The sequence below is a fragment of the Pseudovibrio axinellae genome (assembly GCF_900110875.1).
GTDB classification, from domain to species: domain Bacteria; phylum Pseudomonadota; class Alphaproteobacteria; order Rhizobiales; family Stappiaceae; genus Pseudovibrio; species Pseudovibrio axinellae.
Genome location: NZ_FOFM01000003.1, coordinates 329,434 through 344,677, shown reverse-complemented (window position 1 = coordinate 344,677; position 15,244 = coordinate 329,434). Strand labels below are relative to the sequence as shown.

Below are 15,244 nucleotides of genomic sequence, written 5' to 3'. Positions count from 1 at the left end.
GGTTGTCTCAACTCAATCATTCAAGGGGCGGATACTATAGTGTTTTGCAATTCTTGGTATACGCCTCTTGTTTAACGCAGCAATGACAGGTTGCAGGCCTTTTAGGGGGCGGCAAATTAATGTGCTGCTGTTTCAGATCAGGCCAGCAAACTGATGGCTATAGCCCACATTATGAGCGCAATAAGCCCGTCCAGAATTCTCCATGAGGTTGGGTTTGCAAAGACAGGACGCAACAATTTGGCCCCGTACCCAAGCGCAAAAAAGAACACAAAAGAGGCTGCGACAGCGCCAAGCCCGAATATGTACTCTGCGCCCACATAACGACTTGCAATGGAGCCAACGAGTAGAACTGTATCGAGATAAACGTGCGGGTTCAGGAAGGTGAGAGATAAGACGATCACAAGTGTGCCCAAGGCACCACCGGTTTTACTCTCGTTCGGCGTGAGGGACGCACCGCCCTTGTAGGCAGAGATAGCGCTGCGCAAACCATAAACTGTAAGGAACACAGCACCGCCAAACCGCATTACCGGTTCCAGCATGGGAAGCTGGGCCGACAAAACCGAAAGACTGCTGACACCAACAGTAATCAGCAACGCATCGCTGAGAGCACATGTGAGACAGGTTAACAACACATGTTCTCCGCGCAGGCCTTGTCGCAGGACAAAGGCATTTTGCGAGCCAATTGCGAAAATCAAACTTAATCCAAGCGTAAAGCCAGAAGCGGCGACTGATGTGAGCGACATTCTATTTCCTTGGTGTCGTGCGTGGGTACCTGTCAGCTTGACTACATCGGACCGCTTCATTATAAAAATTAATAGTTATAATCTGTCATTAGAGAGACTAATGTACTTTGACCGCTCCCAGTTGATGGCTCTTGCATCTATCTTGACTACCGGAACGTTTGAGAAGGCCGCACAACACCTTGGTGTTACGCAGTCTGCCATCTCCCAAAGGCTTAAGGCGCTGGAAGAGAAACTGGGCTGCCTCCTGGTGATACGCGGGCACCCCTGCACCGCGACCGCACAAGGCGAGCGGTTGCTACGCCATGCCAATGAAGTCGCGTTGCTGGAAAAGCAGACCAAAGAAGAAATCGGCTTTACGAGCGAAACAAGCGACTTTGCCAGTCTTCAAATCGCCGTTAACGCTGACAGCCTCGCCACATGGTTTATTGGCGCGCTGGCGCAGGTGGACGGGTTTCTCTTCGATTTGAAGATCGATGATCAAGAGCACAGTGCAAACTGGCTGCGCCGCGGAGAGGTTCAAGCCGCTGTCAGCTCAGAGTCTGCTCCCATCCAAGGTTGTGACTGCTTCCCACTGGGAGCGCTGCGCTACCAAGCCACCGCCAGTCCAGAGTTTATGGAGAAGTGGTTTGCAAAGGGCGTGACGCTAGAGGCACTTAAGCGTGCTCCCTCACTTACCTATAACAACAAGGACACATTGCAGACCGAGTGGCTTAAGTTGGTTTTTGGGGAAGTGTTCATTCCCAATTGCCATTGGCTTGCCAGCAGTCACGGTTTCATCGACGCCACAGTCAATCACATCGGCTGGGGCATGAACCCGCAGGTTTTGGCCCAGCCGTTGATTGACCAGGGCAAACTGGTGGAGCTCATCCCCAACACAGCTTACGAAACGCAGCTCTACTGGCATATCAGCCGTTCAACTGCCCACACCATAAAGCCTCTCACAAAAGCCGTGCGAACAACTGCGAAGAATGCACTCACAGGCTAGGACCGCGCCACGCGTCGCCGCTGCTAAACTGTGGTCGTGACAGGCTGAAAATGTTTTTCATTCCGACCGTCAGCAATCTGGCCATAAACTCTCTAATTCAGCTCTATAACCTCACCCATAAACCCATGATATATCTCGGATATATGCGTGTAAACACCTATCGAGAGGTAAAGCACTTCACCAACAACCTCTAGATTGTTGCTCTGATACTAACGTAGGGGTATTTTCAGTGGTCCCTAAGAAGGACCAAGAAAACAAAAATACTTGGACAGAAGTGATGACCGATTACTTTTTCGTGCTCCTTATAGCATTAGGATTAGTCGCATTCGTTCTTGACCCCCTATATCATCTGAATGAATGTCGAAAAATCGCTGGCTTAAAAGGCGTCACAGACATACATGCCGCAAGACGTGCCTTTAGCCATTACAGGCCCAAGAAGCTTGATAGCATCCTTGGCCCTATTCAGTTTGTAGGCCACTGGCTGGTGATCATCGGCATGATCGGTCTCGCCTTTCACATCCAGCTTTTTGTCTTCGATTTGCTTACTATCTGGGTGATTTGCAGCCAACTGCGCGCCCTGGAAGAGCTGGGACACATGGCGATCCATGGCATACTTGGTGGAAGCAAAAAAAGTCAGATTCTACTTGCCGATTCGTTATTCCAGTTCCCCGCTTTAATGTCCTCTGCTGAGGAACGGCGGCATCGACATTGCGTGTTGCATCACCCCAATGCCAACTTGCTTGACGTCGATCCCGGCCTACGTGACTTTATTGAAATTGGGTTTGTACCTGGAATTTCGAAATTTAAGTTCTGGCTTGGGGTTTTTCACCCCTGCACACCCAAGGGTATCTATGAGCGGTGCCGTGGCATTCTCTCTCATTTCAAGAGGGATCTGACGTCGCCCTATCGCCTCACCCTTCGGATCGTTGGTATTGTGGCCACAATCGCACCATTCCTGTTGCTTGGGTGGGGTTATGGCTTCTTGATGTTTTACTTAATCCCACTTCTCATTGTGTTTCCACAATTCTACTGGTTCTCTCAGGTTGTTGAGCATCGCTGGTTTGAAAATGTGGACGGCATGGACCCTTTAGAGAGGGAACTGACAAGTTGCCGGCCAACTCTTTACGAGGGAATTAGCGGTGCCATCATCAGGAACAGCATTTTCCCTATCGGTGATAATCATCATTTAGCCCACTCGCTGTTTCCTTACTTGCGGTGGAGTTATCTGGGCGCGGCCGATCAGCTGCTTATCGATAATATGCCTGAGTATGGAAAAAACACATCACGCGGTTTGTTCTTCAACTCGAAAAAGTCTTTGAGTGCAATTAGTTACTTAAGAACTACGATGATCAAAAGTCACGGGAAAACGCCGGATGAGAATCTCTGTCCTAAAGGAAATTAAACCAGACGAATTACGTGTTGCTTTGCGCCCTGATCAAGCCAGTACCCTTTCTCGGGATGGACATGAAGTCTATGTCGAGGAGGGGGCCGGGCTCGCATCAGGCTTTTCAGACCAGAACTATCTGGACTGCGGCGCGCTTGTAAGGCCGAAAGCCCAGGTTATACGGGCAGGAAAGCTTCTCTTAAAAGTGAAGGCGCCCTTAGAAGAAGAGTATGAGGATTACGATCAGGACAAGATCCTGTTCACCTACCTTCATCTGGATGAGAATATTCCTGCTCCCACCATTCAGCGCTTCCTCACATCTGGTGTAATGGGCATCGCCTATGAGTGGGTCGGGGGCGACCAGCACTACCCATTACTAGAGCCAATGAGCCGCCTTACAGGATACCTCTTCGCCCAAAAATCTATTGAGTTGTCCGCACTAAACAAAGGTGTCTTTCTTCCTGCGAACGAACGCTTCTTACCTGGCGGCAATGTGCTGGTTATTGGCGCAGGGAATATCGGCCTGTCCGCCATAAAATATTTCGCAGACTTAAATGTAAATTTGACTGTCCTTACGAAGGGCGGTGCAGAACAACTAAGCAAAAAGCTTCGTGACCGCTTTGGTGATGGCGCCCCTGACCCAGACCGATTTCGCAGCCTCGTCATGAGCGTCAATCAGCCGGAGCAAACCGTTCAGGAACTTGCAGCGCTTATGCCAGAGCTGGATATATTATTGAACTGCGCCGTGCGCAGGCCCGATATGCCCAAAGAAAAACTAGAATTTCTGGTTTGCAAGGAGATGATTGCAAAAATGGCGCCAGGCAGCATTGTTTGTGATGCGACCGCGTGTGACCAGGATCTCCTTGAGACCTGTATCTCCTCCCCCCTTTTGGAGGAGACCTCTACACAAATGGGTGTCGTCCATTATAATTGTGACCACATCCCTGCACGTGTTCCCGCCACAGCCACCAAACTTTTGACCGATACTACATTCAAATATGTGCGCTCCATTGCAAACAAAGGAATAGTTGAGGCACTTCAGGAGGATGCATACTTAAAAAACGGTGTGGTCTGTTTCCAAGGACATATAACTCACCCCTACACAGCCGAGAAAAAGGGCTTCAAATACTGTGATCTAGATAGTTTACTGGATACATAATGACAATAAATCTGGTTTGTGACAAGGAAAGTATTCGTCATAACACCCGTGTTCTCTCGCAGTTTTTAAAGAAGCATGACGTAACGACTATGGTTGTTACAAAGTCACTTCGTGCAAACCAGAAAATATGTGACATCTTCTTACAAGAGGGACTGTACTCTCTTGGAGACTCCCGACTTAAGAACATTATTCAGCTGCGGGGCACTTACCAAAACAAAGCTGAACTCTGCCTGATGCGCCCGCCTTCCCTCGCGGAAATTCCAGAAACGGTTCAGTATGCAGACAGCTCCTTTCATTGTACGCAGGCAACGATCGCGGAGACAATAAACAGCTGCCACACACTTAAAAAAAGCCATAAGCTAGGTTTGATCGCTGATGTCGGTCACGGCCGCGAAGGGTTTGAGTTGAGCGCACTTAGAGCTGCTGCAGAGCTCATCAGAGGCTCTCCCTATACGCAGCTTGACAGCATAGCGTGCTATTTGAGCAATGAGGAAACGTCTGAGCACTATCAAGCTACCTTCGAGCAGATCTGCGACCTTCGAAAGGCACTTATGGCAGACCTGCAACTGAACTATCTCAGGTTGTCGGTTGGCTCTTCATTGTGCTTTGGCACCCTTTACAAAGAGCCCCATTTGTTGGCTTCCCTTGATGAGTACCGCTTAGGAACAGCCATATTACTTGGTATCTCCTCCTCTGTTGGAAACCAAAAGATAGAAGGGTTATCGCAAAATACCTTCCACCTTGAGGTGGACATAATGCAAGAGAAAGGACGGCAGCTTATTATCCCTATTGGGCTATGCGATGTTAACCCCAATGACCTTATCTGTCCCAATGGAGTGAAAGTTGAGCATGCCTTTAGCGATCATTTGGTACTATCGAGAGATAGTAGTTGGGAGCCGAAGGTCAGAGGTACAGTTGTATTCCAGCTCAACTACTATTCCCTGAACAGATTAATGATGTCACCTTATGTCACTTTCCGTTTCACAACCCTCTAAGAAATTCAACTTCTTCCTGCTGTGTTCTACCGTCATAATCTGGGGAACCGTGTGGATTTCGATCCGATTCCAGTTCAGCTCAACCCCTATTTTGGTCTCCATATTTTATCGGGCCCTCATCTCTGCAATCTTCTTAGCACTCGTTTATCAGAGGTGGCGGAGCGCTCCTGAATTCTCAATTAAGGATCATATTTACCTCCTATTGCTTGGGATTTTTCTGTTCTCCTTTAACTACTACCTATTTTATAATTCCATTATAAACATCGAAAGCGGTCTTGTTTCAGTAATATTTTCTACTATTATTTTTATGAATAGCTTCAATGACAGACTATTCTTTGGAACAAAAATAAAACTACCTATTATTGCCGGGGGTCTTATGAGTTTTATAGGAGTTATACTTTTATTCTATAAGGAAATATTTCTGCAACATGAAACTTTGGCAAGACTTCATGGGGTCATACTTGCTTTTCTGGCTACCTTTTTAGTTTCACTTGGCAATATGATTTCTGTCCGGTTTAGCAAGAAAGACGTTCCAGTTCTTACATCAACCACATATGGACTGTGGTATGGCTCCGCTTTTTGCCTTGCTATAATCTTGGCGCAGGGGAGTAGTTTCGCAATTCCATTGTCCTTTTCCTACTTATCTTCCCTGCTCTACCTTTCCATCTTTTGCACTGCCATCGCCTATCTTCTGTATTTAAGCCTCGTAAAAAATACAGGTCCTGAAAAAGCTGCTTTTGCAGCCATACTGTTTCCAATTGTTGCCCTTTTGCTCTCCACTATTTTTGAAAGCTACACCTGGACACCGACTGCCCTCATCGGAGTGGGTATGATGATCGCAGGCTCGGTCTGCGGTTTTTACGGCGAAAAGCTCACAGCGAACTGGTTTGATAGAAAGGGTCGATGAAATGTTGAAGGTTAACTTGGATAGCCTGGACTTGAACAGTCTACCTACAGGGCAGTCCAGCGGATACTTTTATATAGACACCATTGACGAGTACTTTCTTCCTTTTTTCCTCCTGCGTGGCGAAAAGGATGGCCCCACGGCACTCGTAACAGCCGGCCTTCACCCCACAGAGTACACATCAATAGAAGCCGCCTATGATCTGATTTTGAATCAACCCGCCGTGATAAGAGGGACCCTGGCCATCCTGCCGCTCATAAACTGGAAGGGCTTCTGGCAACGCTCAATCACCTATAATCCGGCGGACAATAAAAACTTCAACAGGGTATTTCCAGGAGACCTTAAGGGGAGCGAGAGTCAGGTAATTGCTCAATATATCAGCGAGAAATTTACTAGGCATGCTAATGTGCATCTTGATCTGCACTCAGGCAATATGGTTGAACGTTTACTGCCGTTTTGCATCTTCCATAAAGACAACCCCAAAAGCAGCGAGTTGGCTGATGTTTTCGGCTTACCTTATAAATTAGGCACCAACCTCAATGGGGTAACCACGACCGCTGCAACCTCCTATGACTGCGCAGGGTTAATCGCAGAAGGAGGAGAGTGCGGTCATGTAGACCGCGATCATGTGGAAGCGCTGTCGCTGGGGGTACGACGGGTGCTGTCATTCTTAGGCATGACATCCAGCGTGGTTGAACAGCAGCACTATGAATGTCCTCACGAAGTCGAGCTTCGTTCGGAGATCGCGAAAACAGATGTGCTCTGGTATCCAAAAGCTCGAACAGGCCAAACCTTGCAGAAAAACGAGACGGTGGGATACACAAAGGAGTTCTTTGACAAGGAGGCACAGCCAGTCCTGAGTATGAGCAATGGCGTGCTTTTATATATGATGGATAGTATCCTAGTGAAACAAGGGGAACCACTCTACTCTCTGGGTGAGTTTCCAAAGATATAACCCAGCTTCATCTTGAAACACCGCAAGCAACCCTGCCTAAAGAAGCCAACTGGAATTTGCGCATTGGTCCGGTAATATTTGGAGAGTAAGTACGTTGCCATCTTATCCTCGAAAAGGTCCGAGGAACACACCGTGTATTACCGCAACGCAAAAAGGCTCAATTTCAAACCGTTTGGTTTTGAAATTTAGTAATCACTTCAATCGTTTAATGAGAAAGCTGGCTGGGGTGGTAGGATTCGAACCTACGGTACACGATACCAAAAACCGTTGCCTTACCACTTGGCTACACCCCAATGCGTTGTGTGGGGCGGTTTATAGCTTCAGGATTTAAAATAGGCAACCACTCAAATTCGTTTTGCTGTGAGAAACTTCCAAGTGTTCCACAGGTGAAAGTCAATTTTTCTCAAACTGGCAAGGTTCCGCCAGTTTTCTTTCCGCAAAATTGCATAGTGATTTTATTGAGCGGGGTCTGGCTCACCATCTCCTTTTGGCGTTTCCTTCGCAATATCATCGGGTTGCCTATTTTTTGAGCGATCTTGTGCAATCAGCATGTACACGTTGGGCACGACGAAAAGCGTGAAGAGTGTTCCGATGGAAAGACCTGTGGCGATCACCAGGCCCATATTGAAACGAGAGGCGGCACCTGCTCCGCTTGCCAGCACAAGAGGGATAACACCGAGGACCATAGCGGCTGTTGTCATCAAAATTGCGCGAAGGCGCACATGCAACGCGCCGATAACAGCTTCTCTTTTGCTTGCACCCTGATTTTCTTGCAGTTCACGCGCAACTTCCACGATCAAAATACCGTGCTTGGAAATCAACCCCATCAGCGTGATGATGCCCACCTGGGTGTAGATATTAATGCTTGCGCCTCCTATTCCAATATTGATGAAGAACAGCGCGCCTGCAATCGACATGGGGACCGAGACGAGAATGATTATGGGATCACGGAAGCTCTCAAACTGTGCTGCAAGGGTGAGAAAAATGATGAGCAAGGCAAACGCAAACGTCACGATAAAGCTATCAGATTCCTGCTCAAACTGGCGCGATTGCTGCGCATAATCAACCGCATAACCTACAGGCAATTCGTCCGCAGCTAACCCTTGCAAGGTGGTGAGGGCTTCTGCGAGCGGAATTCCGAAATTGGGAACGCCTGACAACGTCATTGAATTTTGCTGCTGGAAGTGCGGAATAAACTCCGGTGTTGCTGTGGTCTCTATGGTTGCAATGGTCGACAGTGGAACGACCGAGCCATTGCTGGTGCGGATGTAAGTGTCCAACAGCTGTTCGGGATTGAGGCGATCATACTGAATGAGCTGCGGAATAACCTTATATGAGCGCCCATCAAAATCGAAATAGTTGATGTAACCACCACTCATCAAGTTTGTCAGAGCTGAACCCACGTCTGACATAGTGAGCCCCAACTCTGCTGTCAGGTCCCTATCTATGAGAATCTGGCCCTGCGGTCTGTCTATCTTCAGGTCCTTATCAATAAACACGAACTTCCCGGTTTCCTGGGCTTTGGTGAGCAACTGGCTGCCAACCAGATTGAGTTTCTCGACGCTTTGAGTGGTCTTGAGAACGAATTGAACCGGCAAGCCACTACTGCCCGGCAAGGGCGGGTTCTGGAACATCACAGTTTTCAGGCCTGCGATAGCTTGCATCGGGGTTTGCATGGAATATTGCAGCTGCGTTGCGGTTTTATCGCGTTCGTCCCATGGGGTCAGCAAAATACCGGAGAGGACGCTGCTGCTTAAGATCAGCTGGAATACACCCTCGGTCTCTGAATACTTAGCGGCATTGCGGTAAATTTCTTCAGCGTACAAGAGCTTTTGCTGCAACGTGGCAGACGGTGCTGGCGTGGACTGTGCCAGCACCAAGCCCTGATCTTCCTGAGGCGCCAGCTCCTGCTTGCTTGTTCCATACAGGAAGGGAATAGAAGTGAGGATCAACGCGGCGAACGTGAGAACAACGACCTTGTTATCCAGCGAAGCTTCGAGCAAGCGAAGGTACTTGCTCCTGAACCTGTCATAAATATCATCGACTGTGCGGGTGAATGTTTCGTCCCAACCGCTGGACTTCTCAGACCTGGCTTTGAGGATTTTGGAACTCATCATAGGCGTTAGGGTAAGTGCTACGAGCGCCGAAATGGTCACCGCCCCAACAACAGTAAAAGCAAATTCAGTAAACAGAGCGCCCGTCAGCCCTCCCTGAAAGCCGATGGGGGCGTACACTGCAACCAGCACTGCTGTCATTGCCAGGATAGGCCGTCCAAGGTCCTGCCCTGCCTGAATTGCAGCCATGGTCGGGGTGCTGCCTTCTGCAATATGCCGCTCAACGTCTTCCACGACAATGATCGCATCATCCACCACCAAGCCGATTGCAAGCACGAGTGCCAACAATGTCAGCAAGTTGATGGAGTACCCCAGCACTAACATGATAAAGAACGTTCCCACCAGTGAGAGGGGGATAGCAATCACCGGAATGACAACGGTGCGCAATGACCCGATAAACAAGAAGATCACAACAGTCACGATGAGCAATGCTTCGACCAATGCGCTGATCACTTCATCGATCGCTGCATCAATAAAAAGGCCGGAATCATACACGACACGCACTTCCAGACCAGGAGGCATTGCATCTTGAATTTGAGGTATCAAAGCGCGGACTTCATCTAGCATCGCCAGGACATTTGCCGCTGGTGCGGCCTGCACACCGATATAGACCGCTTGTTTGCCGCTGTAGAGGACTGCGCTATCGTAGTCCTCCGAGCCAAGCACGACTTGCCCTATATCCTGAAGGCGAATAATCGCTGAACCGCTTTGCCGAACCACCAGCTGCCTGAATTGTTCAACGTCTGTCAGGTTAGTGTTTGCTGTCAGTTCCACCTGAACCATCTGTCCTTTGGATTTACCGACACCAGAGATAAAATCGTTTTGAGCCAACGCGTTTGCGACGTCTGTTCCTGTCAGGCTATAGGCTGCCAATTTGCCCGGGTCCAGCCAGACCCGAATGGCATAGCGCTTTTCGCCAATGAGTTCCGCTGTTTGCACCCCTTCGATTGCCTGGATTTGTGGCTGGACGACGCGCAAGATGTAGTCTGTCAGCTGGTTACGGTCGATCACGTCAGCGGTGAACCCGATATACATCGCATCGATGGTTTCGCCCACTTGAATGGTCAGAACCGGATTTTGAGTTTGTTGCGGCAATTGGTCAATAACCGAGGAAATTTGTGCCGATATCTCGGTCAGCGCTTTGTCCGCGTCGTAGTTCAGAACCAGGTTAACAGTGATCGTGCTAACGGTGCTTGCGCTGGTGGAGGTCATATAATCAATGCCTTCCGCCTGCGCGATTGCTTCTTCCAGCGGCGTGGTTATGAAACCGGCTATAGTCTCCGCACTTGCCCCGTAATAGGTCGTCGAGATTGTGATGACTGTATTTTCTGTCTTCGGGTACTCCAATACCGGCAAAAGAAAAGCTGCACGCAACCCTAATGCGAGGATCATAAGGCTGATGGTCGATGCCATAACGGGTCGACGCACAAAGACTTCTGTGAAGCTAGACATCCAGCCTCCCTAATGCTCAACGGGTTTGGGGTTTGGGTCATTTGTTGGCAGGACAGAGTTATCGATCATAACTTGCGAACCGTTGCTCAACTTATTCTGACCAGCGCTTACAACCAGCTCATCGTTTTTAACTCCTTTAGTAATTACAATCTGATCGCCGCGCTTCTGTCCGGTCTCCACAAACCGTACGTTCGCTTTATAAATGTCTTTTCCGCCACTCTTTTTCTTAGTCTTTTCAAGGACGTATACGCTTACACCGTAGGAATTGTAGGTGATTGCAGTTTGCGGAACGGTGACCCGCTCATCTGGCGCTGAAGTAACAATATCAACATCGACAAACATGCCGGGAAGCAGAATCTTGTTGGGATTTTTGAACCTGCCACGCACCTTGGCGTTGCCATTGCTATTATCTACAAGTGAATCTATTGCCACGACTTTTCCGTCCACGACCTTGTTGGGGAAAGCGTCGACAGTGAGCCTGATTTTTTGCCCTGAACGGATCACGCTTAGGAAGCGCTGAGGCACATAGAAATCAACGAAGAGCTCATCCAGCTGTTGAAGAGATACGTAAGGCGTCCCAACATTCAGATACTGGCCAACACTTACCTGGCGAACACCAACCCTGCCTGAAAACGGCGCGCGAATGTTCTTCTTGGCAATGAGCGCAAGCTGGTTTTGCACCTGCCCCTGCAGGTTTCTAAGGTTGGACCAGTCTGTATCGATCTGTTGCTTGCTGACCGCTTTGACCTTGTACTGCTTTAAGTCCCTATCGAGCGTCTGACGTGCCAGAGTCTCTTGTGCCTGCAGTGACTGAAGCTGGGCGACTTCTTGAGTGGTATCAAGTTCAATAAGCAGCATGCCTTGCTCGGCATCTTCCCCTGAAGAGAAGTTGATCCGGGTAACAGTGCCAGCCACCTGTGGTGAAAGCTCTGCACCTTTGATAGCAACAAGGCTACCAATTGCCGTGATCTTGTCTGTCCAAAGCTGGTTGGTGGCCTTGTAGGAAGAGATTGTCTCAACCTTGTTTTGAATCGCGGAAATGAATTTGTTTGCAAGTATGGATTTGTAAAACTGAAACGCGTAAAGACCACCAAACGCCACGGCGACACAAATCAGCATAATGATCATATTTTTCTTGGTGTTTGGTTTCTTGCGCTCATTCATGGCTGGCTCATCGGCACGGTCTGTCTGCGGTTAAACGGAGGAACTGCGGAGAGAATTGTCAAAGGCTCCCTGACCCGATTTGGAGCTGACAGTGACCTGTTCCACCAGCCCCCGCCCAGCGCGAAAAAGAGAGCAACCGTATCTGAAAAGCGTGCCGCCTGCGCTTGAACAAGATTGATCTTTGCCTGCTGATAGGTCTGGACGGCAAGAAGCAAAGTTGTCAGATCAATGGCACCCAACGTGTATTGCTGCTGTGTCAACTTCAGGCTTTTCATGGCTGAGCGCTCCGCCGCCAAGCTTGCCTTGAGCGCTTTGGCATCCTTTTGGACAGCGCTGATGGTATTTGCGACATCCCCAAAGGCTGAAACAACCACTTCACGGTAGTTCGCGGCAGCTGCATCAAAGGCAGCAACCGCGGCTTTACGCTCGCTGTTGAGCGTACCTGCATCAAATATGGTCTGGCTCAAAGATGTGGTGAGGGACCAAATCCCGGTTCCTGACGAAAACAGGCGGTGGAACTCAGCAGATTGGTTTCCTGCGTTGCCTGTAATGGTAAAGTTCGGCAGCTGGTTTGCCAGGGCAACACCGATATCAGCACTGGCGGCCCAAAGCTGGGCCTCAGCTGATCGAACATCAGGCCGTTGCTCCACAAGCTGTGAAGGCAGGCTGAGGGGAAGCTTTCTTGGCAATGTAAGGTCTGAAAGCTCGAACTCCTGCACTACATTTTGGGTTGGATAGAAACCACCCAGAGTGTTGATCAGGTTTTTTTGGACAACAAGCGCCTGTTCCAGTGCTGGCAATGTTGCTTTGGTTTGCTCAAGCGTCGCAACTTGCTGCAACACCTGGCTTTCATCAACGCCCCCAAGCCTGAACTGAGTGCGAAGGATAGAGAGCTGTCGCTCCTGTACCTGGATAATTTCTTTTGTCGCGCGGATCTGACCTTTGACCGACGCTTCCTGGATGACAGCATTTAACAGGTTGGAGGTCAGTGTGAGGTGTGCTGCTTCCACTTGAAATTGGGCGTACTGGACATCGGCGACCTGCGATTCAATATTGCGCCGAACCCCACCCCAGATATCCAAGGTATACGATATGGCCAGGGAAGCGCTGTACATGGAGAAAATAGGGCTGATGTTTGCAATGATTTGGCCTGCACCACCACCACCTATCGCGAACTTTTGACGGTTGAAGTCAGCAAGGCCGGTGACCGTTGGGTAGAGTGCCCCGCCTGCTGCATACGCTGTTTCCTGCGCCTGACGGAGCGCTGCTTCTGACTGCGCCAGAGACGGGCTATTGGCAACGGCAAGACTGACGAAAGTGTTGAGTGGTTGAGACTGGAACAGTTCCCACCATTCTCCGGGAACATCTCTGTGTGTGGAGAAGGATTGTGAGGCGCCAGCCACTGTGTTGGCAGAGACGGTTGCGCCGGGATCATCACGGGTAAACTTGGCTTCGGGGGAAAGCTCTGGTCGTTCGAAGTTTGGACCCACCATACATGCAGACAGGGTTGCAATCAGCACAAGTGCAGGGCTGCGCCGAATGACAGGCGTAGGACTACTCCTCGTCTTGTTGCAAAACCCAGACCTAAAATTCAATAGCGATGCTCCAGCAACTTGCTTGTTTTATGGGTGGAGAACGAACACGAACGCACACTACAAACGCCAGCCAACAGAACACGGCTTCCGTCAGGGTACGGCAAGCCGGAATCACAGGTCAAACTCCCGTGTCGATTAGGTTGTGTTATCCCAAGGTAAAGCAGGAAAAAACATGATTTACCTAGTAATTATATGGGGTTATATGAATTTACCGCCCGTTATGAAACAGTCTGCACCATGATGGGAACTGGTTCTAACAACATAGAAAATTATCTTCGCCCCTAGCGATTATGGGGTTAGTCCAGATCGGAGACCCGCTCCGCAATCATGGAAACTAATAGCTTCTCATAGGTATCTATCGTACGCTCCTGCGAGAAGTCCCGCGCCCGGGTTGCCAGAGTATCATCTGAGCGATCGCATTTGACGGCTGCAATGATGGCTTCCGACAGTTTGTCTGCTTCCCCGAAGGGCACAAGCCACCCATTTCGCACATCACGCAACACCTCACGAGCGCCAGCGCCGCTGTCGATTGCGACCACAGGTGTGCCCAGTGCCATTGCGCGCACAAGTTCTCCAGAAACACTGTCGTGCTGGGAGGTTGAAACATACACATTGGCAGCACGCAAAAACCTCTCGGGCTTGGCAACGACCCCCGGCATAGTCACGATGTCATCAAGAGCCAGACTGGAGGCAAGGACGCGCATTTCCTCCTGATCTTTACCCTGCCCCAACAAATAGGCCCGCAAGTTTACCTTGTAACGGCTGATCGCCATTGCCTGTAAGAGCTGATGGTGCGCGAGGTGGTTTGAACTTGACCCCACACTTACGACCTTGCTGGCACCAGGTGCTTCAAACCACTCCTCCTCAATTGGCGCAGCTGCTGTTTCAAACACGTTCATTTCGACCAGAGGGTTGTATAGGACAACCGACTTTTCGCTTGGCACCTGAGTACACAGATCTATGACGTGCTCAATCGACTTCAGCGTACAGATGATCCGGTCCGCCTCTCGGTAAATTAGTGGCACAGCGATGGTTGCGGCGCTTTTTTGCGTTTCCAGCGCCAGTTTCTCAGAAATCGTAACTGACGAATGGAGTGTGATCGCAACCGGGACTTTCAACGAAGAGCGGGTTTTCACTGCTGTCAGGCAGGCAATATTGCTGGCAGTTCCGTGAGAGAGAATAACGTCCGGCTTTTCCTTTTCTACCAGTCTGGCAACACCGGCCGCCGCAGCTGCGGCGCGTGCTTTTCCCAGAAAGACAGAGGTTACTCGCGGAGAATAATGCGTAGTTTCAATTGGTTTTCCGGTTAGCGTGACCAGCGTGATGTTGTGTTGACGCGCAGCAAGGCCATTCGCGATCACCTCAGTGACCTGTGCAATGTCTTCATCCAAGAAGCTTTCCTGAACTATAAAGAGCTTCATTTTGCACCCCCGGCCCACCGGTCGAACAGATGCGCTGCTGGACTAAAAAAGCCCTGACCACAAGCGAACGCACCGTCATTCACTCTAGAAATCTACGGTGTTGTTCTCAATCTGGTTGATTTGATACCCGATAATATAACAAGGCAAATATAAAGGTATCGCTTTCCTGAGGCCTACGGAAATGCCGGGCCAGTATTGTAATTGCCAGTGCCCAAAGCAGGGTTGATCCTCTTGCAGAACCCAAATTGATCCGATTATTTTCGGCTGGCTCTACTTTCTGCAGTTCGTCAGTCTTTTTCGCTTTGAAAATGGCGAGTTGCACCCTATGGTGCGCGGCAGAAAACTCAGATCAAACGTGTAGATTAAGCCTCCC

11 protein-coding genes and 1 tRNA gene are annotated in these 15,244 nt (G+C 49.6%); 6 read left to right on the top strand and 6 right to left on the bottom strand.

Annotated features, from left to right (window positions below; all coding sequences use genetic code 11):
* Positions 1-137 precede the first annotated feature (137 nt).
* A complete protein-coding gene (locus tag BMZ51_RS10120) occupies positions 138-743 on the bottom strand; it encodes a LysE/ArgO family amino acid transporter (RefSeq protein ID WP_068010029.1) in 606 nt (201 codons plus the stop codon).
* Positions 744-843: 100 nt separating this feature from the next.
* On the opposite strand from BMZ51_RS10120, the gene BMZ51_RS10115 reads away from it, so the two are divergent.
* The 6 genes from BMZ51_RS10115 (at position 844) to BMZ51_RS10090 (ending at position 7,125) form a co-directional block, all read left to right on the top strand.
* Complete coding sequence (locus tag BMZ51_RS10115; RefSeq protein ID WP_068010032.1) at positions 844-1,728, top strand: LysR family transcriptional regulator ArgP; 885 nt, start codon at positions 844-846, stop codon at positions 1,726-1,728.
* 277 nt (positions 1,729-2,005) lie between these two features.
* A complete protein-coding gene (locus BMZ51_RS10110) occupies positions 2,006-3,130 on the top strand; it encodes a fatty acid desaturase (protein WP_175485015.1) in 1,125 nt (374 codons plus the stop codon).
* Positions 3,102-4,271, top strand: a complete 1,170-nt coding sequence (locus BMZ51_RS10105) for a Rossmann-fold NAD(P)-binding domain-containing protein (protein ID WP_068010035.1) — start codon at positions 3,102-3,104, stop codon at positions 4,269-4,271. Before BMZ51_RS10110 ends, BMZ51_RS10105 begins: the two co-directional genes overlap by 29 nt.
* Positions 4,271-5,266, top strand: coding sequence for an alanine racemase (locus BMZ51_RS10100; RefSeq protein ID WP_068010036.1), 996 nt, complete (start codon positions 4,271-4,273; stop codon positions 5,264-5,266). The genes BMZ51_RS10105 and BMZ51_RS10100 overlap by 1 nt, the downstream gene beginning before the upstream one ends.
* Positions 5,238-6,173, top strand: coding sequence for a DMT family transporter (locus BMZ51_RS10095; protein WP_074882011.1), 936 nt, complete (start codon positions 5,238-5,240; stop codon positions 6,171-6,173). Before BMZ51_RS10100 ends, BMZ51_RS10095 begins: the two co-directional genes overlap by 29 nt.
* A gap of 1 nt (position 6,174) precedes the next feature.
* Positions 6,175-7,125 (top strand): succinylglutamate desuccinylase/aspartoacylase family protein, encoded by a 951-nt coding sequence (locus BMZ51_RS10090; RefSeq protein ID WP_068010040.1) that lies wholly within the window; start codon positions 6,175-6,177, stop codon positions 7,123-7,125.
* 218 nt (positions 7,126-7,343) lie between these two features.
* On the opposite strand, the gene BMZ51_RS10085 is transcribed toward BMZ51_RS10090, so the two are convergent.
* The 5 genes from BMZ51_RS10085 to BMZ51_RS10065 all read right to left on the bottom strand — a co-directional run bounded on the left by BMZ51_RS10085 (position 7,344) and on the right by BMZ51_RS10065 (position 14,871).
* A tRNA-Gln gene (locus BMZ51_RS10085) sits at positions 7,344-7,418 on the bottom strand.
* A gap of 162 nt (positions 7,419-7,580) precedes the next feature.
* A complete protein-coding gene (locus BMZ51_RS10080) occupies positions 7,581-10,691 on the bottom strand; it encodes an efflux RND transporter permease subunit (protein WP_068010042.1) in 3,111 nt (1,036 codons plus the stop codon).
* 9 nt (positions 10,692-10,700) lie between these two features.
* The gene (locus BMZ51_RS10075) at positions 10,701-11,855 is read right to left on the bottom strand and encodes an efflux RND transporter periplasmic adaptor subunit (RefSeq protein ID WP_068010043.1); all 1,155 of its coding nucleotides are present in this window, start codon (positions 11,853-11,855) and stop codon (positions 10,701-10,703) included.
* Positions 11,852-13,375, bottom strand: a complete 1,524-nt coding sequence (locus BMZ51_RS10070; protein ID WP_208979409.1) for an efflux transporter outer membrane subunit — start codon at positions 13,373-13,375, stop codon at positions 11,852-11,854. The genes BMZ51_RS10075 and BMZ51_RS10070 overlap by 4 nt, the downstream gene beginning before the upstream one ends.
* A 371-nt stretch (positions 13,376-13,746) precedes the next feature.
* Positions 13,747-14,871, bottom strand: a complete 1,125-nt coding sequence (locus BMZ51_RS10065) for a glycosyltransferase (RefSeq protein ID WP_068010045.1) — start codon at positions 14,869-14,871, stop codon at positions 13,747-13,749.
* Between the last annotated feature and the right edge of the window lie 373 nt (positions 14,872-15,244).